At 72.9% G+C, this 17,876-nt stretch carries 14 protein-coding genes; 9 read left to right on the top strand and 5 right to left on the bottom strand.

Annotation, left to right across the window (positions count from 1 at the left end):
* Positions 1 to 7: 7 nt before the first annotated feature.
* Positions 8 to 793, bottom strand: coding sequence for a GntR family transcriptional regulator (locus ACZ38L_RS20885; RefSeq protein ID WP_465695530.1), 786 nt, complete (start codon positions 791 to 793; stop codon positions 8 to 10).
* Positions 794 to 1,070: 277 nt separating this feature from the next.
* On the opposite strand from ACZ38L_RS20885, the gene ACZ38L_RS20880 reads away from it, so the two are divergent.
* The gene (locus ACZ38L_RS20880) at positions 1,071 to 1,874 is read left to right on the top strand and encodes an exodeoxyribonuclease III (protein ID WP_465695525.1); all 804 of its coding nucleotides are present in this window, start codon (positions 1,071 to 1,073) and stop codon (positions 1,872 to 1,874) included.
* A gap of 191 nt (positions 1,875 to 2,065) precedes the next feature.
* Here the strand turns inward: ACZ38L_RS20880 and ACZ38L_RS20875 are convergent, their stop codons facing one another.
* Entirely contained in the window at positions 2,066 to 2,497 is a 432-nt protein-coding gene (locus tag ACZ38L_RS20875; RefSeq protein WP_465695523.1) for a DUF5997 family protein, read from the bottom strand.
* Between the two features lie 57 nt (positions 2,498 to 2,554).
* Between ACZ38L_RS20875 and ACZ38L_RS20870 the strand changes: the two genes are divergently transcribed.
* The 5 genes from ACZ38L_RS20870 to ACZ38L_RS20850 all read left to right on the top strand — a co-directional run bounded on the left by ACZ38L_RS20870 (position 2,555) and on the right by ACZ38L_RS20850 (position 7,766).
* Positions 2,555 to 3,334 carry a LysR family substrate-binding domain-containing protein gene (locus ACZ38L_RS20870; protein ID WP_465695520.1) on the top strand — a complete coding sequence of 260 codons (780 nt, stop codon included), beginning with the start codon at positions 2,555 to 2,557 and terminating at the stop codon, positions 3,332 to 3,334.
* A gap of 306 nt (positions 3,335 to 3,640) precedes the next feature.
* The gene (locus ACZ38L_RS20865) at positions 3,641 to 4,183 is read left to right on the top strand and encodes a nucleoside-triphosphatase (protein WP_465695516.1); all 543 of its coding nucleotides are present in this window, start codon (positions 3,641 to 3,643) and stop codon (positions 4,181 to 4,183) included.
* Positions 4,184 to 4,222: 39 nt separating this feature from the next.
* Positions 4,223 to 4,552 carry a hypothetical protein gene (locus ACZ38L_RS20860; protein ID WP_465695512.1) on the top strand — a complete coding sequence of 110 codons (330 nt, stop codon included), beginning with the start codon at positions 4,223 to 4,225 and terminating at the stop codon, positions 4,550 to 4,552.
* Between the two features lie 306 nt (positions 4,553 to 4,858).
* Positions 4,859 to 5,668: a 3-hydroxybutyrate dehydrogenase gene (locus tag ACZ38L_RS20855; RefSeq protein ID WP_465695508.1), complete on the top strand. Its 810-nt coding sequence runs from the start codon at positions 4,859 to 4,861 to the stop codon at positions 5,666 to 5,668.
* Between the two features lie 178 nt (positions 5,669 to 5,846).
* Positions 5,847 to 7,766 (top strand): helix-turn-helix domain-containing protein, encoded by a 1,920-nt coding sequence (locus tag ACZ38L_RS20850; RefSeq protein ID WP_465695505.1) that lies wholly within the window; start codon positions 5,847 to 5,849, stop codon positions 7,764 to 7,766.
* Between the two features lie 59 nt (positions 7,767 to 7,825).
* Here the strand turns inward: ACZ38L_RS20850 and ACZ38L_RS20845 are convergent, their stop codons facing one another.
* Positions 7,826 to 8,767, bottom strand: a complete 942-nt coding sequence (locus ACZ38L_RS20845; protein WP_465695503.1) for an alpha/beta hydrolase — start codon at positions 8,765 to 8,767, stop codon at positions 7,826 to 7,828.
* A gap of 291 nt (positions 8,768 to 9,058) precedes the next feature.
* Here ACZ38L_RS20845 and ACZ38L_RS20840 point away from each other — a divergent pair, with 291 nt between their 5' ends.
* Positions 9,059 to 10,015, top strand: a complete 957-nt coding sequence (locus ACZ38L_RS20840; RefSeq protein ID WP_465695500.1) for a LysR family transcriptional regulator — start codon at positions 9,059 to 9,061, stop codon at positions 10,013 to 10,015.
* A gap of 140 nt (positions 10,016 to 10,155) precedes the next feature.
* Entirely contained in the window at positions 10,156 to 12,684 is a 2,529-nt protein-coding gene (locus ACZ38L_RS20835; RefSeq protein ID WP_465695497.1) for a collagenase, read from the top strand.
* 56 nt (positions 12,685 to 12,740) lie between these two features.
* Here ACZ38L_RS20835 and ACZ38L_RS20830 read toward each other — a convergent pair whose 3' ends face one another.
* Positions 12,741 to 13,802: an NAD(+)/NADH kinase gene (locus tag ACZ38L_RS20830; RefSeq protein WP_465695495.1), complete on the bottom strand. Its 1,062-nt coding sequence runs from the start codon at positions 13,800 to 13,802 to the stop codon at positions 12,741 to 12,743.
* Positions 13,803 to 13,965: 163 nt separating this feature from the next.
* Between ACZ38L_RS20830 and ACZ38L_RS20825 the strand changes: the two genes are divergently transcribed.
* Entirely contained in the window at positions 13,966 to 15,039 is a 1,074-nt protein-coding gene (locus tag ACZ38L_RS20825) for a DUF6528 family protein (RefSeq protein ID WP_465695493.1), read from the top strand.
* 5 nt (positions 15,040 to 15,044) lie between these two features.
* On the opposite strand, the gene ACZ38L_RS20820 is transcribed toward ACZ38L_RS20825, so the two are convergent.
* Positions 15,045 to 17,417: an ATP-binding SpoIIE family protein phosphatase gene (locus ACZ38L_RS20820; protein WP_465695491.1), complete on the bottom strand. Its 2,373-nt coding sequence runs from the start codon at positions 17,415 to 17,417 to the stop codon at positions 15,045 to 15,047.
* Positions 17,418 to 17,876 lie beyond the last annotated feature (459 nt).

Here is a 17,876-nt window from a genome sequence, read left to right as displayed (position 1 = left end):
TGCTCCCTCAGGCGGTCCGGGCCGCCGCCGCGGCCACCGGGGTGACCTCCACCAGCCCCGTCTCGCCGAACGTCAGCCGGCAGGTGTCCGCCCGGTAGGTGGACACGGCCACCGCCGCCAGCCGCCCCGCCGACGCGTACTGGGTGGTGACCACCAGCACCGGCGTGCCCGGCGGCCGCTCCAGCAGCGCGGCCTCGGCGGCCTCGGCGACACCGAGCTCCACGGCCCGCGACTCGCCGTCCACGGTCAGCCGCTCCAGCCGGCGCAGCACGGACTTCGCGAGCTCCTCGCCCTCGTCCGGGCCGCCGGTGAGCTGGATCGCCGGCAGGTGGCTCAGCGCCGACTCCGGCACGTGCAGCGACTCGGTGGCGACCGGCTGCCCCTGCGCGATCCGCCGAACCCGGCGGACGGTGTGCACCGGCTCGCCGGTCGCGATGCCGAGTGCCCCAGCGAGCCGCTCGGAGGCACCGGCCGTGCTGCAGCCGACCGTGCGCCAGGCCTGCTCACGGCTGCTGCCGGGCCAGCCCTCGGCTCCGCGGTTGACCGGCACGCCCACGCGCGGGGCGGCGACCAGCGTGCCGATCCCGCGCCGGCGGACCAGTCGGCCCTCCAGCTCCAGCTGGTCGAGCGCCTGCCGCAGGGTGGCCCGGGCCACCCCGAAGCGGGCCGCGAGCTCGCGCTCGTTGGGGATGACCTCACCCGTGGCGAACTCCGAGTCGATGGCGCGCAGGAGCACCGTGCGCAGGTGCCAGTACTTCGGCTCCGGTACCGCCGAGAGCTGTGCTGTCCCCACCGTGTCCTCCACCCTGACCGGCGTACGGCCGCGTGGGGCGGCCGCCGGACGTCGCCGAAGGCCGGGCGCCCCGGGCCGGCACCGGCGGGGTTTCGCCAGGTGGGAATGGGGACTTTAATCCGTCCTTCTTTATTAAAGGTCCTTGCAGTAAGGGACCCTAGGGGTGCCCGAGGAGATGGTCAAGACCAATGACGAGGGCTTGACGGGCCCGTTGCGAACATTCACCCCAGGTTCGTGATCGGCCTCCCACCGGCACCCGCCCGGGTAGGCTACGCAGGTGATCGTGGTGACGAGTGTGAATGTGAACGGGATCCGGGCCGCCGCCAAGAAGGGGCTCGTCGAGTGGCTGTCCGCCACCACCTCGGACGTCATCTGCCTCCAGGAGGTCCGCGCCGAGGCCTCCCAACTCCCGCCCGAGCTGACCGACTTGCCCGGCTGGCAGGCACTCTGGGCACCGGCCGCCGCCAAGGGCCGGGCCGGCGTCGCGATCCTCTCCCGGACGGAACCCGAGCGCAGCCGGATCGGATTCGGCTCGGCCGAGTTCGACGGTTCGGGCCGGTACCTCGAAATCGATCTTCCCGGCCTGACGATCGCCAGCCTCTACCTCCCCTCCGGCGAGGTCGGCACCGAGCGGCAGGACGAGAAGGAACGCTTCATGGCGGAGTTCCTGGTCCACCTCACCGCCCTGCGCGCCCGCGCCGCCGACGACGGCCGCGAGGTGGTGGTCTGCGGCGACTGGAACATCGCCCACCAGGAGGCCGACCTCAAGAACTGGAAGGCCAACCAGAAGAACGCCGGCTTCCTCCCCGAGGAGCGCGCCTGGCTCACCCGCGTCCTCGACGAGGCCGGCTACGTCGACGTCGTCCGCCGCCTCCACCCTGACCAGGCCGGCCCCTACTCCTGGTGGTCCTACCGCGGCCGTGCCTTCGACTCCGACGCCGGCTGGCGGATCGACCTGCACTGCGCGACGCCGGGGCTGGCCGACAAGGCCCTCTGGACGAAGACCGAGAAGGCCGCGACCCATGCCGAGCGATGGTCTGACCACGCACCGGTGACGGTGGCGTACAACCACCCCGCGTAGCTCCCCGGCCCGGTGACGGCGCACTTGCGTCGGGCAAGCGCACCGTCACCCAAGGCCGCCGAAGGCCAGAGCCCGCCCCATCGGCCGGCCGCAAGGAGACGACGAGCCGGCGGCCCAGGGGAGGCGGACGGGAGCGGCGGGATGAGCCGGGCGGGGTGAGGCCGGGCGGACCCGGCCAGGGGCCCGCCGGGTCAGCGGCGGCCGCGCAGGGCGGCGGCGTCCCGGGTGGACTGCCGCTTCTCCTGCTCGGACTGCTTCTCCTTGATCCGCGCCGCCTCCTTGCGGGCCTCGGCCTGGGTGGCGCGCTCGCGCTGCAGCCAGTCCGGGTTGGCGCTCTTCAGAGCCTCGATCTCGGCGGTGGTGAGCGCCTCGGTGACCCCGGCCCGGGCCAGGCCCGAGACGGAGACGGAGAGCTTGGCGGCGACCACCGAGCGCGGGTGCGGGCCGTTGCGGCGCAGCTCGACCAGCCAGGTCGGCGGCTCGGCCTGAAGCGAGTTGAGCTCTTGGCGGGAGACGATGCCCTCCTGGAACTCGGCGGGCGTGGCGGGGAGGAACACGCCGAGCTTCTTCGCCGCGGTGGCGGGCTTCATGGTCTGGGTCGTCTTCGGCTTGAGCGCTGTCATGGTCACCAGGGTAAGCGAGCTTGGCCCCAGGCCAATCACGGAGGGTAGCCTGGCTCCGTGACAGCGAACCAGGCGACCGGGCCCTTCCGGCTGGCGTACGTGCCGGGCATCACTCCCGGCAAGTGGATCCGGGTCTGGGAGGAGCGGCTGCCCCAGGTGCCGCTGACCCTGGTCCCGGTCGCTGCGCCCGACGGGGAACGGGCCCTGCAGGAGGGCGCGGCGGACGCCGGGCTGATCCGGCTGCCGGTCGACCGCACGGTGCTCAGCGCGATCCCGCTCTACACGGAGGCCACGGTCGTCGTGGTCCCCAAGGACCACCTGCTCGCCGCCGCCGACGAGGTCAGTGTCGAAGACCTCGCGCAGGAGGTGATCTGGCACCCGCTGGACGAGACCATCGTCTGGCCGACCCGCCCCGGACAGCCCGCGTACGAGCGGCCCGCCACCACGGCGGAGGCCGTCGAGGTGGTGGCCGCGGGCGTCGGCCTGCTGGTCGTCCCGCAGTCACTGGCCCGGCTGCACCATCGCCGCGACCTCACCTACCGCCCGGTGTCCGACGCGGCGCAGTCCCAGGTCGCACTCTGCTGGCCGGAGGCCCGGACCACCGACCTGGTCGATGAGTTCATCGGCATCGTCCGTGGGCGCACGGTCAACAGCTCGCGCGGGCGCACCCAGGCGGCGCAGGAGGCGGGGAAGGCGACCGAGGCGGCGGGCGGACAGCCGCGGAAGAAGCCCGCAGCCGCCCCCGCGCGCGGTGCCGGCCGGCCGCGGTCCGGGGGAGGCCGGGCCGGTGGTGGCGGCACGGCAGCGAAGCGCGGGAAGCCGCGCCGGCGTTCCTGAACGTCGGCGGTCCTGACCACGACACCGCCGGGCCCGGGTCACGGCGCCGAGGTCCGGGTCCCGGTGGTGGACCAGAGCGGCAAGCCGGTGCGGGCCCTGTCGACCATCAGCACGAGCCTGGCGGCTTCCGAGCGGTGGGCGTCCGGCAGCCTGTGCTCCTTCGTCGGCGCGGCAGGGTGGGCGAGACGGCCAGCCGACCGGTGAACGCGATCCCCGGGATCGGGATGGCCGCTCGCTGCCCACGCCGGTGAGAGGCTGGTACCAGGACCTCCACCCGCCCCCCTGTCCCCCGCTGCGGAGCGCGCGATGCCGACGAGGATTCTGCTCCAGGGACGCCCCGGCACCGGAAAGACCACCGCGATCCGCCGGCTGGCGGCACTGCTGCGCACCCTGGAGATCGTCGGCTTCATCACGCAGGAGATCCGCGAAGGCGGTGCCCGGGTCGGCTTCGCGCTGGAGACGCTGGCGGGCGGTCGGGCGGTGCTCGCCCACGTCGGCTTCCCGGGGCCACCACGGGTCGGGCGGTACGGCGTCGACCTGGGGGTCATGGAGCACCTGGCGCTGCCTTCCCTGGAATGGGAACCCCGCGCGCCGGCACCAGCCAGGCTCGTGCTCATCGACGAGCTCGGGCGGATGGAACTGGCCTACCGCCCGTTCCAGGGCGCCGTCCGGGCGCTGTTCGCGGCCGACGTCGACGTGGTCGCCACCGTGCAGCAGCAGCCTGGCCCGTTCACCGACGCTCTCAAGCGCCGCGCCGACGTCGAGCTCATCCAGCTGACCCCGGCGAACCGGGACGTCCTCCCGGAGCGGCTGGCGGCCCGCTGGGAGCGGTGGCTGCCGGGGCGCTGAGGAACCGCTGAGGGAACACCGTACGAGAGGGCAGACGCGATGGCCCGCCACGACCGGACCGGATCCGCGGTCGTCCGACGACGCGACGCCTGGTGCACCCGGCTGCTGGAAGCCTCCACCCGTTGTGTCGAGCGCGCCGACCGGTGCGCCGACTGGACCCGCCGAGGCGTCGAGCGATGCCGCCGGTGGGCGCGCGAGGGCGCCCACCGACCCGGTGAGCTGGCGCCCCCGTCGTGGTTCTCCATCGCCCTGCCGTTCGGTATCACCTGGTACCGGGCCCTCGGTGGCACGGCCCGGGCCTGGTGCCGAGTGGCCACCCTGGCCTGCCGGATCCTCGCCCGGCTCCTGCACACGGCGGGCCGGGGATAGCCGCACCCGCGCGGTTGGCCGCCCGGGCCTCGCGGAGCGTGGAGCTCGGGCGAAGTCCGAGCGGGCTGCCTGGCGATCCGGCAAGCCACTGGCTGCGTGGCGGCCCCCAAGCTTCACCCGCGAACCGGATGGTCTCGGCGCGGTCAGCCGGCCGTCACGGACGGGCCGTCGCGCTGAACGCCTCGGCGAAATCCTGAGGGGGGCCGGCGTGCAGGAGGGTATGGGGAACGGATCCACTTCCTGATCGATCGCTATGGCTCCGCCGCACATGGGCGATCCCCGTCGTCGCCTCTAGCGTGACCGGTCATGCGGAACACTCACACGCCCGGTCCTCCCCTGGGACCGGCCACCGAAGAGCCTTCGCCCTCCGGGCGATTCCTGACGGGTCGCACCGCGCTGGTCACCGGCGCTGCCAGCGGGATCGGCCGGGCGTGCGCCCTCGCCCTCGCCGGGGCAGGTGCGCGTGTCCATGTCGTGGACCGCGCCGCCGAGGCCGCCAAGGCGGTGGCGGAGGAGTGCGGCGGGACGGCCCTGGTGGTGGACCTGTCGGACCCGGTGGCGGTGGAAGGTCTGCCGGACGACGCCGACATCGTGGTCAACAACGCGGGTCTGCAGCACGTCGCGCCGGTGCACGACTTCCCGCCGGAGCGCTTCCAACTGATCCACCGGGTGATGGTGGAGGCGCCGTTCCGGATCATCCGCCGCACGCTGCCGCACATGTACGCGAACGAGTGGGGACGGATCGTCAACATCTCGTCGGTGCACGGCCTGCGGGCCAGCCCCTTCAAGGTCGGCTACGTCGCCGCGAAGCACGCCCTGGAGGGGCTGAGCAAGGTGGTGGCACTGGAGGGCGCACCGCACGGGGTGACCAGCAACTGCGTCAACCCCGGATACGTGCGCACGCCCCTGGTCGAGGACCAGATCGCGACGCAGGCGCTCGCCCACGGCATCCCCGCCCAGGACGTCGTCGAACAGATCATGCTGGAGCGCTCCGCCATCAAGCGCCTGATCGAGCCCGACGAGGTCGCACGGGCCGCACTGTGGCTGTGCTCCCCGCACAGCGGCTACGTCACCGGCGCCTCCCTGTCGCTGGACGGCGGCTGGACCGCCCGCTGACGGTCGCGCCGTCCCGCTGACCACCGCCGGACCGAGCGGCCTCGCCCGCGTGGTCGGCGCCGGCCGGCTGGGTTCGCCGCAGTGATCACCGTGGTGGCGCTGCCCTTCGCCGAGGAGAGCCGTGCGCGCGAACTGGCGAGTGTCGCCCCCCAGTTCCCGTGCGAAGATTGCGGCAACCATGTCCGACCGAACCGTCACCGCAGCCCATCGCCGCCTGCTGGAACTGCTGGCCGACGGCGCCACCACCGAGTACTTCGGCCGGCCCGCGGCGGACGCCCGCGCGGCGGGTGCGCAGCCGCACGAGCTCGCCGAGATCGAGGAGGCGGCGTGGCTCGCGCTGCGCGTCCACCGGACGCTGCGCCAGCACCGCCGCCGCGAGACCGAACTGACCGCCCTCTTCGACACCGCGAGCGACCTCGCCGCACTGCGCGACCTCGACGCCGTCCTGCAGTCCATCGTCCGCCGTGCCAGGCTGCTGCTGGGGACCGACACCGCCTACCTCACGATGCCGGACGAGCAGGCGGGCGACACCTACATGCGGGTGACCGACGGCTCGATCTCACCCCTCTTCCAGTCGCTGCGGCTGGAACTCGGCACGGGGCTCGGCGGCCTCGTCGCCCAAACCGCCCGCCCGTACGCCACGCCCGACTACCGGACGGACGAGCGGTTCAACCACACCACCCGCATCGATGCCGGCGTCCTGGACGAGGGTCTGGTGGCCATCCTCGGCGTCCCCCTGCTGCTCGGCTCGAGCACCACGGAAGGCGGCAAGGTCATCGGCGTGCTGTTCGCCGCCGATCGCACACCGCGCGCCTTCACGCCCGACGAAGTGGCGCTGCTCGGCTCGTTGGCCGCCCACGCCGCCATCGCCATCGACACCGCACGGGCCCTCGCCGACACCCGCGCCGCGTTGGCCGAGCTCGCCGAGGCCAACGCCGTGGTCCGCGCGCACGTCACCGCGATCCAGCACGCCGAACAGGCCCACGACCGGCTGACCGACCTGGTGCTGCGCGGCGGGGCGACGACCGACGTGGCCGCCGCCGTCGCCGAGCTCCTCGACAGGCCGATCGCCGTCCACGGCACCACCGGTCACCGGCTCGCCCAGGCCGGCAACGCCCCGGACCTCACGTCGGACGGACTCATCGCCTCCACCGCCGAGTCACGGGCAGCGGCCCGCGCCGTCCCGCTCGGCCGGCACTGGGTCTGCGCCGTTCTCGCCGGACCCGAACTCCTCGGCAGCCTCGTCCTGTTCGACCACCCCGACCTCGACGACGCGAGCCGCAGGCTCTTCGAGCGTGCCGGCGTGGTCACCGCGCTGCTTCTGCTGCTACGCCGGACGGTCACCGAGACCGAGAACCGCGTGCGCGGTGAGCTGCTCACCGAGTTGCTCACCACCCCGGACCGCGATCCGGCAGGGCTCGTGGACCGGGGCCGCCGCCTCGGCAGCGACCTCGACTCCCCGCACCTGTTGCTCGTCGCCCGGTCCTCGGCCAGTCCCCGGGCCAATCTGGTCGCCGCCGGCCTGCAGCACCTGTTCGGCCGCGGCGGCATCTGCGCCGAGCACGGCGGCGCGGTGGTCATCCTGCTCCCGGACGACGGCACGCCGCCCGGTGAGGCCGCCCGAATCGCCGCCGACCGGCTCGCCCGCCTCAACGGCGCAGCGGTCACCGTGGCGGCCGCCGGTCCTGCGGCCGGACCAACGGGTCTGGCCGCCGCGCACGAGGAGGCGCGTCGCTGTCTGCGGGCCATGCACGTGCTGGGCCGTGCCGGTGAGGGTGCGTGCGCCTCGGACCTCGGCTTCCTCGGTGTGCTGCTCGGTGACGGCCACGATGTCGGGGGTTTCGTCCGGACCGCGCTCGGGTCGCTGCTGGACTACGACGCACGACGCGGTACGGACCTGGTCGGCACTCTGCGCACCTACTTCGCCTGCGGGAAGAGCCTGACCCGCGCCAAGGACGAACTGCACATCCACGTCAACACCGTCGTCCAGCGGTTGGACCGCGTCGAGTCCCTCCTCGGACCGGACTGGGACGCCCCCGACCGCGCTCTTCAGCTCCAACTCGCCCTCCAGCTGCACCTGCTGACGGACGACCGGTGAGGGAGGCGAACGGCGCCCCGGGAGCCGCCGGGCGGACCCGGGGCACGCGCCTCTCCGTATCAGTGGTCCGTTGACGCCACCCGGGCCGCCGCCTCGATCCGCTGGGCGACGATCCGGGCTCCGGGGTCCGCGAGGAGGATCGTGTAGTGGTTGGCCCCGGCGACCCGGATCGGGACGACACCCGCGCCGGGGAGGTCCGCGGCGGCCAACCGTCGCTCGTCGTAGAGGCCCTGCGGTTCGTCCATCAAGCCCCGTTCGGCCCACAGCAGTTCAGTCGGGCAGTCGAGCGCGCGGATCGCGCCGAGCACCTCGGCCTGGAAGAGCTGGACACCGTCGATGCGGACCGCGTCGACTCGGCAGGACGACCGGAGTCCGGGTTCCTCACCGACCAGGTCGCGCTGGATGTAGTCGTCGACCCAAGGCGACCAGGCAGCTCCGAACGCGGGGTGCGCCTGCCAGAAGGCACGGTAGGCCTCGCGGTCGGGAAAGGTCATGGAGAGGCGCCGCATGGCGGGGCCGATCACCGCGGTGATCAGTTCATCTCCGTCCAGGCCGGGCGGGGCGGGGAAGCCGAGCCCGCCGTCCACCAGGACCAGCGAGGAGATCCGGTCCCGATGGCGGGCGGCGGCCAGCGCGGAGACGAACGCACCCATCGAGTGACCTGCGACCACTGCCCTGTCCAGGCCCAGTTCGTCGAGCAGCGCCACCACGTCGTCGATGTGCGCGCCGACGCCGTACGGGCCTTCGACGCCGTTGCTGCCGGCCCGGCCGCGCAGGTCGGGTGCGACCAGGGTGACCCGCCCCCGCAGGTGGTGGGCGACCCGGGCCCAGGACAGCGCGTTGGCGGTGATGCCGTGCAACGCCAGGACCACTGGTGCGTCCGGCTGCTCCGCCGGCCAGCGGAGCGCGGTGAGCCGGCCACCGGCGACCGGGACGTGGAGCTCCTCGTACTCGAATTCCGTCGCGGTGACCTGGCGTCCGCTTGGCGTGCTCGGGTTCATGCGGCACCCGCCTCCTTGAGTGTCTGATGGATGGTGTCGGCCACGGCCTGCGCGCGGCCCCTTGCGGCCCCTGATCCGGCCGGGCGGGCGGGCCACGCCGCCTGGCAGCAGGTGGACGACGGCGACGGACAACGTGCCGAGCAGGAAGAGCGGTTGGGACAACGGTACGCGCAGCACCGAGGGCAGACCCGCTACGGCGCCGAACACGGAACGACCGCACCCCGCGTGTCGCTCCGCTGGCTACTATGCAACTCGACTGCCCGAGCACTACGCGGACTCAGGGGAGTACGAATGGAGTTGGAGCTTCGGCATCTACGGGCTCTGTGCAGGGTCGCGGACGCGGGGAGCATAGGTCGGGCCGCGGCCGAACTGGGATGCTCGCAGCAGGCGATGAGCACGCAGCTGCGCCGGATCGAACTCTACTTCGGCGAGCCGCTGTTCGAGCGCAACACCACGGGCGTGCGGCCGACCCGGTACGGCGTGGAGGTCGTCGCCCGTGCCCGCGACCTGCTGGACCGCGCCGAGGCGATCGGACGGCGACCGGCCGGGGACGCGGCACCCCGACCGGTGCTGCGTCTGGCCGCCACCAACTCCCCGATCCTGTCCGGCATGGTCGGGCGGGTGCGTGCCGAGTTGCCTGAGCTGGTGCTGACGGTGAGCAGCGTCTACGAGTCCTCCCAGATCGTCGAACTCCTGGAGAGCGGCGGGCTCGACGCCGCGATCGGCGTGGACTACCCGGGTCTGGAACTACGGCACTCCGCTGCCGTCGAGCACCGCGGGATCGTCACCGAGCCCTCGTTCGTGGCCCTGCCCGCCGACCACCGGCTCAAGCACCGCACGGAGGTCGCGCTGGCCGACCTGGCCGAGGACTCCTGGTTCATCACCCCCGACGACGGCGCGGGATGGCCGGGCGTCCTCTACGCGGCCTGCGAGGCGGTCGGATTCACGCCGGCGGTGGTGCACGAGTTCCTCGGCGACCAGCTCCAGCTGCAGAACATGATCGCCGAGGGCCTGGGCGTCTCGCTGGTACAGGCGACGACCCGGCCGGTTCCCGGTGTGATCGTCAGGCCCCTGATCGGCACGCCCCTCTGGTGCCGCTACCTGCTGGCCTGGTGCAAGGAGAGTGTCGCCGAAGAGGTCGTGGTGACGCTCTTCGGCTCGGCCTGCGCCTCGTACCGGGACCTGATAGCGCGGGCGCCGCACTTCCACGCCTGGGCGGCACGGACCTACCGCGGGACGCTTCCGTAAAGGCACTGCCAAGGATGTTGTGGCAAGGACAGGTCAATCGCTGTTTCCAGCCGCATTGTCCGGGGCGGCCACGCGGTGAGACGGTGCGTCACACGCTTCCCCCCGATTCGCGAAGCGGACATCGCCCCGAAGGAGCAGTGATGCGCCATCGATCCATCCTGCCCAGGTTCCTCGCCGCAGGCACAGTGACACTCACCATGCTCATCGGTCTGTCGACCGCCCCGGCCTTCGCCACGACCGGTTCGACGACCGCCGTCCGGCCCGCCACCGGCGCACACCGCCCGGCCGATCCCTCACCCACGGGCGCCGTCGTCGGCGGTACCGACGCGGCCTCCGTCCAGTACGGCCGGCTCACCGCCGCCCAACTCCCGCCGCAGCGCCCGACGGTGCCGCAGCCCACGACGAACGCGACGAGGAACACCAAGGCCCCGAGGGGGTCGAGGCCCGCCGCCGCGCAGTCCTGCACCCCCGCTGCCTTCGGTGCCCTGACCGGCTCGGCACTGGCCTCCTACGTGGAGAACTCGACCACCGACTGCGTCAACACGCTGTTCGCGATCACCGGCAGCGACGCGCAGGAGGTGTTCAAGGAGTCCCAGATGATCCCCGTCGCCCAGGCCTACCAGAGCCTGGCGTCGAACTACACCGGTGACGACTCGACCGGAATCTGGCAGCTCATCCTGTACCTGCGTGCCGGATACTACGTCCAGTACAACGACTCGGCGGACGTCGGCTCCTACGACGCGGCGCTGTCGACGGACGTCGAGAACGCCCTGGACACCTTCTTCGCCAGCCCGCGGATCGGCGACGTCTCCTCGGACAACGGCGACGCCCTCGGCGACGCCGTGATCCTGACCGACAGCGCCGACCTGCAGGGCGACTTCCTGAGCACCTACAAGCAGCTGCTCACCGCGTACAACGGTTCCTGGGACGCCCTCCCCAGCATGGACGCCGTCATCTACGACGTCTACACCCCGCTGTGGCGCGGACAGTACAACCCGGCCTTCGTCACCGCGCTGACCGCGGACCCGAGCGTCATCGACACGCTCGACGCCTTCGCACTCGACCACACGGACCTGCTCGGCGGCGGCAACACGTTCATGGACTCCGACGCCGGCAACGACCTCGCCGTGTACGTCCAGTTCAGCGCGCTCCAGACCAAGGTGCGGCCGCTGGTGCTGGGCCTGTTGCAGGCCTCCTCCGTCTCCGGCCCGACCGCCGCGCTGTGGGTCGCCGTCGCGGGGCAGGCCAACGCCTTCGACGGGGCCAACTGCTCGTACTACGGCGTCTGCGACCTGGTGACCCAGGTCACGGCGGCGGCGCTGCCGACCACGCACCCGTGCAACTCGGAGATCGACATCCTGGCGCAGTCGCTCAGCGCCGCGGACCTGAGTGCGGCGTGCACCGAACTCGCCGGGCAGGACGGGTACTTCCAGAGCGTGGTCAAGGACAGCGGCCCGATTCCCAACCAGTACAACGACACTGACAACATCGTCGTGTTCTCGAGCTCCCTCGACTACCAGATATACGCGCCGGTGATCTACGGCGTCTCCACCGACAACGGCGGCATCACGCTGTACAACACCCCGTCCACGCCGGGCAACCAGGACTACTCCATCCTGTACCAGGATCCCAGCCCCGACGGCTACACGGACAACATCTGGAACCTCAACTACGAGTACACGCACTTCCTCGACGCGCGCTACGACACGATGGGCACCTGGGCGGACATGGAGGCGGTGCCCAACATCTGGTGGATCGAGGGCATCTCCGGATACATCTCCTACAGTTACCGGGGCATCACCGACACCGACGCGGTGACCGACGCCGGTGAGCACACCTACGCGCTGAGCACCCTGTGGCAGACCACGTACGCCAACAGCAACGACGACCGGGTCTTCCCCTGGGGCTACCTGGCGGTGCGCTACATGCTCGAGGAGCACCCCGCCGACGTGCAGACGATCCTGGGCGACTTCCGGGCGGGTGACTACACCGCCGGATACGACTACTACACCGACACCATCGGCACCCGCTACGACGCCGACTTCAACAACTGGCTCGACACCATCGCGAGCGGCACGTCGGGTACGCCGGCGGCCGCCTTCAACACGGTGGTCACCGGGCTGACAGCCGCTTTCACCGACCGGTCCACCGAGTCCGGCAACGGCCACATCACCGGCTGGTCCTGGAACTTCGGCGACGGAGCGACGTCCACGACGCAGAACCCCTCGCACACCTACCCGGCGGCCGGGACCTACAGCGTCGCGCTGACCGTGACCGACAGCAACGGACACACGTCCAGTGCCTCCCAGTCGGTGACCGTGAACGGCTCGGGCGGCGTCAGCCCGTGTGCGGACCCGAACCCGCAGGAGATGGACCAGAACTGCTCCCGGGCGAACCAGTCCGAGACGGCGGGGAACCTGGACTACCTGTGGATCTACCTCCCGGCCGGGACGACCACGTTGAAGGTCACCACGACCGGCGGCACCGGGACCGCCTACCTGTACTACGACCCCACCAGCTGGGCCACGAACACCACGTACACGGCCGAGTCGACCGGTTCCGGCACCACCCAGAGCCTCACCGTCACCAACACGACCGCGGGCTACCGGTACATCAGCCTGTACGCCGACACCACGTTCAGCGGAGTCACCGTGACCACGCAGTACTGAGTTCCCCCGGCACACCGCACGTCCCGGACCGGCCCGCGCTCTCCCGGCTCGACCGACTACTCCTCGGCGACCGGGGGAAAGCGCAGGCCGGCGAGGTCTTCGGGGACGTCGGCGGTGGGTGAGCGGAAGATGGGGGGCGCCGGGTCGGCGGCGGTGGCCGGGGCGTCGGTGAGCCGGAAGCGCTCGCGGAGCCGGCCGTAGAAGTCGGTGGGGCCCATCCGGACCAGGCGCAGGCGGGACGGCGCCGGGTAGACGCCGATCCAGTCGCCGGGCCCCAGGACGCCGCGCAGCTGGCCGTCGATGCTGACCGCGACCGGCCCGGAGTGGGGTAGCACCCGGGCGGCGACCGGTTCGTCGGCGGCGGCGACTACCGTGCGGTTGAAGGACATGTGCGGGGCGACGGGGGTGAAGACGACGGCGTCCATGTGCGGCGACAGCACCGGTCCGCCGGCGGCGAAGCTGTAGGCGGTGGAGCCGGTGGGGGTGGCCACGATGACCGCGTCGGCGGAGTAGGAGGCCAGCAGCCGTCCGGCGAAGTAGAGCGCGAGGCCGACCTGCCGGTCCCGGGCGAGCTTTTCGAGCACCACGTCGTTGAGGGCCGTGACGTCCAGCGGCACGCCCCAGTCGTCCCCGACGGGCTCCCCCGAACGCAGCGGCGGAGGCGGCAGCACCGGGCTCCGCCCGTGGCCCAGGAGCAGCTCCAGTCCGGCGGGGACCTCCAGCGCGCGGGACGTCCGCAGGGTCAGGGTCATCCGTTCCTCGACCGTGGCGCGGTCCTCGTGCACGGCGTCCAGCGCCTCCCGCACCTCGTCGACGGGGACCTCGGTGAGGAAGCCGACCCGGCCCAGGTCCACGCCGAGCACCCGGGCGTCGTCCTTGACGGCGATCCGCGCGCCGCGCAGGAAGGTGCCGTCGCCGCCGAGGGTGACGACGAGGTCGGGGTGGCCGGCGGCCTCGGCCTCGTCCTGCCCGCAGCGCCGGGGTTGGTCCTCCTGCCAGACGTCGACGTCGGTGCAGGGGATGTCGTGTGCGGCGCACCAGGCGCGGACGGTGCCGGCCGCCGAGCGGGCGGCGGGTCGGGCGCCGTGCACAACCAGGCCGATCCGGTGCACTGGCATGTCGGGTACTCCATCGCCGTCATGGGGAGGCTTCCGGCCTCAGCAGACAGCGACGGTGCGCACTTCGCAAGTCCGGCTCTCCCCGTCGGCCCAACGCGGTGGCGCGGGCGGACGGCTCGGCGGAACCTGTCCTGGAGGCGGGCCGGGAGGAGGAGAGGGCGTCGTGCGAGAGATCCGGTGGCGGGCCGTCGGGTCCGGGACCTTGTGGCGTGGGACCCGCCAGGCCTTGCTCGCAGCCGCGATCTGCGGGTTGGCGGTGGGGAGCGGATCGGCGCGGGCGCTGCTGGTGGGGCCGGGTTGGGTGGCCGGCGGGCGGCCCGTGGCCGGGGGGCAGGCCGTGGCCGGCGGGCAGGCCGTGGCCGGCGGGCGGGTCCTGGCCGAGTCACGGATCGTGGCGGTGGACCAGGGTTCGCGTTCGGTGGTGGTGCTGGACTCCGGCGGCGACGACGCCAAGGTCCGTTGGTCGTGGAGCGCCGACCGGGACCCGGGCCTGGCCGATCTGCGGCCGGCCACCAGTTGGACCAATCCGTCCGAGGCCAAGAGCCGCCAACTGGACGGACAGCGGTACCTGCTCACCGCGGCCTCCGGCGGGCTGGCCGCCGTGGTCGCCTATCCGACCGCGGAGGTCCACTGGGCGACGAACGCGGGCGACGGCAACGTCCACAGCCTGGAGCTGCTGCCGGACGGGAACGTCGCGGTGGTGGCCAGCACGGCTGGCTGGCTGCGGCTGTACGCGGCCTCCCAGGGGCCGCGCGCCGACCACTTCGTCGAGTACCCGCTGGACGGCGCCCACGGCGTGCACTTCGACCCGACCAGCGGACTGCTCTGGGCCGTCGGGGACCGGGAGCTGACGGCGTACAAGGTCAGCGGCTCCGCGGCGGAACCCGGACTCACCAAGGTCCGCACCACCGCGCTGCCGGAGGGGGACGGGCACGACCTGGGGCCGGTGCTCTCCTCCCCCGGGCGGCTGTGGGTCACCACCGGTCGGCACGTCTGGCAGTACACACCCGCGCAGAACGCCTTCACCCCGGTCCGCCTCTCGAACGCCGAAGCCGACGAGGACGTGAAGAGCGTCGGCGACGACCCCCGGACCGGCCGGATCCTCGCCATCACCCCCGCGGAGGGCGGCGCGTGCGACTGGTGCACCTCCGTCCTGACGTTCTACCGCCGCGACGCGACCCGGACCCTGAACGGCACCCAGCTGTACAAGGCACGCTGGTGGACCAGCCGCCAGTGACGGTGTCACACCTCCAGCACGAGTGGGGTGACGTCGGTGAGGGACTGCTCGGCCCAGACGGTCTTTCCGGAGCGGCCGTAGCGGCTGCCCCAGCGCGCGGCGAGCTGGGCCACCAGGAACAGACCGCGGCCGCCCTCGTCGGTGGCGCGGGCCCGGCGCAGCCGTGGCTGGCTGTTGCTGGGGTCGGAGACCTCGCAGACCAGCACCTGGTCGAGGATGAGCCGCAGTACGACCGGGCCGCCGCCGTAGCGGATGGCGTTGGTGACCAGCTCGCTGACCACGAGTTCCGTGGTGAAGGCGAGGTCCGCCAGCCCCCACGCGGCGAGCTGACGGGTGACCGCCTCGCGGGCGTCGGCCACCACGGCGGGATCGGCCGGGAGTTCCCAGCTCGCGGTGGAGTCGGGGGAGACCGCGCGGGTGCGGGCCAGGAGCAGGGCGATGTCGTCGGGGGGCGGGGCGTCGCCGGTGTCGGCGAGCAGGGAGCGGCCGATGTCGTCCAGGGTCCGGCCGGAGCGGCACCGGGCGGCGAGCTGGTCGGTCAGCCGCCGGATTCCGGCGTCGAAGTCCTCGTCGGCGCGTTCGATCAGGCCGTTGGTGTAGAGCGCGAGCGTACTGCCCGGGGGCAGCACGGTCTCCGCGAGCTCGAACGGCATGCCCCCGACACCGAGCGGCGGGCCGGGCACGACCTCGATGACCTGCGCGGTTCCGTCGGGCCGGATCACCACGGGCGGCAGGTGCCCGGCGCTGGCCAGGGCGCAGTGCCCGGTCACCGGGTCGTAGACGGCGTACAGGCAGGTGGCGCCGACGGTGTCCTGGTGCCCGCGCGGTGCCTCGCCGGCGAGTTGCCGGACCAGGTCGTCGAGGTGCGCGAGGAGTTCGTCGGGCTCCATCTCCAGATCGGCGAGGGTGTAGATGGCGGCGCGGAGGCGGCCCATGGTGGCGGTGGCGTGCAGCCCGTGACCGGCCACGTCGCCGATGACGAAGGCGACCCGCAGGGAGGGCAGCGGGATGACGTCGAACCAGTCACCGGCGATGTCGGCCCCACCGCCGGCCGGCCGGTAGAAGCCCGCGGTCTCGGCGGCCGGACTGTCCGTGGTGGCCTGCGGGAGCAGGCGTTGCTGCAGGGCGACCGCCGCCCGGTGCTCGCGGGTGTAGCGGCGGGCGTTGTCCACGCTCAGCGCGGCGCGCGAGGCGATCTCGGTGAGGAGGTCGGCGTCCGCCTGGTCGAAGGGCTCGGGCCGCTCGGTGCGCCAGACCGCGACCGCGCCCAGCACCAGGCCACGGGCGAACAGCGGAGCCGAGACGGCCGAATGCCCGCGCTCGGGGATGAGCAGCGGGATCAGTTCCGGGTGCCCCTCGGCCATCGCGAGCGCGGCCGCCCGGTCGGGCACCAGGACGGTCTCGCCGCGCTGCACCCGCCGCAGCACCGGCAGGTCCGGCACCGGCGGGTCCGCGAGGCCCGGCGGGATGAAGCCGGCCGGCCAGGGGCCGACCGAGGCCGCGGCGATCCGGCGCAGGTGCCACGATCCGGCGCCGGCCAGCTTCGGGGGCTCGTCGCCGTCGAGCACGGGGTCGGCGAGGCTCGCCCAGGCCAGGTCCCCGAAAGCCGGGACGAGCACGTCCACCAGGTCCTGGGCGGTGCGTACGACGTCGAGGGAGCCGCCGATCCGGGCCGACGCCTCGTGCCGCAGGTCCAGCCGGCGCCCGCGTTCCGCGAGATCGGTGAGCACCACGGCGACCCCCGTGGGGCAGCCCTTGCCGTCCTCCAGCCGGAAGGCGGAGAGGGCCACCGTGGACCACCAACCGGGCGTGAGTCGTGACCGCGCCCGGTGCTCGCGGTCGATCAGCGGGACGCCGGTGTCCAGCACCCGGCGCAGCGCCAGCCCGATCTCGTCGGCGTCCTCGGGGAACATGACCTCGTTGAGCCGGCGGCGGCCCGTCACGGCCGCCCCGCCGGAGAGGTTGGTCCGCACGATGTTCAGGTCGGTGTCGTGGAAGGCGAGGCCGAGCTGGTCCTGGGCGAGCAGGGCACGCAGCAAGGCCGTGCCCTGGTGGCAGTCGGTTACCTGCCGGATCGGCGCCGCCAGCAGCAGGAGATCGGCGGATCCCTCCAGGTGCAGCGCGTGGAAGGCGACCTCGACCGGCCGGCCGGAACGGTGCCGGAGCACGGCCCGCCCGGCCCCGCCGGAGGTGTCCGGCGCTGCCTCGAGCAGCTGCCCGATCGGCCGACCGCACACCTCGGCCGCCGTCCGGTCCAGCAGTTCCGCCGCCGTACCGGACCACTGCCGCACGATCCCCGCCCTGTCGACCACCGCGGCCGCCAGGTCACCGAACGGCCACGACCAGTCACCGGGGGCAGGATCGCTGGAGGTGTTCATCTCGCTCCTCGCAGGTGAGGGAGCTACCCCGAACTACTCATCTTCATTATTCAGACGATCTGCGAGGCTGCTCGGCAACGCGGGAGCCGAGGCCGAAAGCAGGCGCCGGACGGGCCGCTGAGGCGGCGCGGCCGCGGGTCTCCGGGGGCCGGACCGGGCGTGGCCCACGCCGACGCCGTCCGCACCACGGGCGTGGATGCGTGTACACGCACCTATGAGCGGGCTGAACACGGCTGCTGAACCCGTTCCCACTCCCCCGCCGCCGACCCCACCGTCGGCGAGCTCCGCACCCGGCTCGGGCAGCGGCCCGACGCGACGGCCCGAACGTCGCGAAGGGTGTGTCGGGGGGGGGGGGGGGGGGGGGGGGGAGCCCCCCCCCCCCCCCCCCCCGACCCCCCCTCTCTGTGCTCATCACGGCCCGATACACAGCACACAGCCCCCCCCCTGGGCACCCCTCCC

Source organism: Kitasatospora sp. NPDC024654, from assembly GCF_055559155.1.
This window is presented reverse-complemented; position numbering and strand designations above follow the sequence as displayed.

Coding starts and splice junctions, on each gene's coding strand:
- ACZ38L_RS20830 (WP_465695495.1), bottom strand. CDS start 13,802: ATGCCAGTGCACCGGATCGGCCTGGTTGTGCACGGCGCCCGACCCGCC.
- ACZ38L_RS20860 (WP_465695512.1), top strand. CDS start 4,223: ATGGCCCGCCACGACCGGACCGGATCCGCGGTCGTCCGACGACGCGAC.
- ACZ38L_RS20855 (WP_465695508.1), top strand. CDS start 4,859: ATGCGGAACACTCACACGCCCGGTCCTCCCCTGGGACCGGCCACCGAA.
- ACZ38L_RS20820 (WP_465695491.1), bottom strand. CDS start 17,417: ATGAACACCTCCAGCGATCCTGCCCCCGGTGACTGGTCGTGGCCGTTC.
- ACZ38L_RS20875 (WP_465695523.1), bottom strand. CDS start 2,497: ATGACAGCGCTCAAGCCGAAGACGACCCAGACCATGAAGCCCGCCACC.
- ACZ38L_RS20865 (WP_465695516.1), top strand. CDS start 3,641: ATGCCGACGAGGATTCTGCTCCAGGGACGCCCCGGCACCGGAAAGACC.
- ACZ38L_RS20835 (WP_465695497.1), top strand. CDS start 10,156: ATGCGCCATCGATCCATCCTGCCCAGGTTCCTCGCCGCAGGCACAGTG.
- ACZ38L_RS20840 (WP_465695500.1), top strand. CDS start 9,059: ATGGAGTTGGAGCTTCGGCATCTACGGGCTCTGTGCAGGGTCGCGGAC.
- ACZ38L_RS20850 (WP_465695505.1), top strand. CDS start 5,847: ATGTCCGACCGAACCGTCACCGCAGCCCATCGCCGCCTGCTGGAACTG.
- ACZ38L_RS20845 (WP_465695503.1), bottom strand. CDS start 8,767: ATGAACCCGAGCACGCCAAGCGGACGCCAGGTCACCGCGACGGAATTC.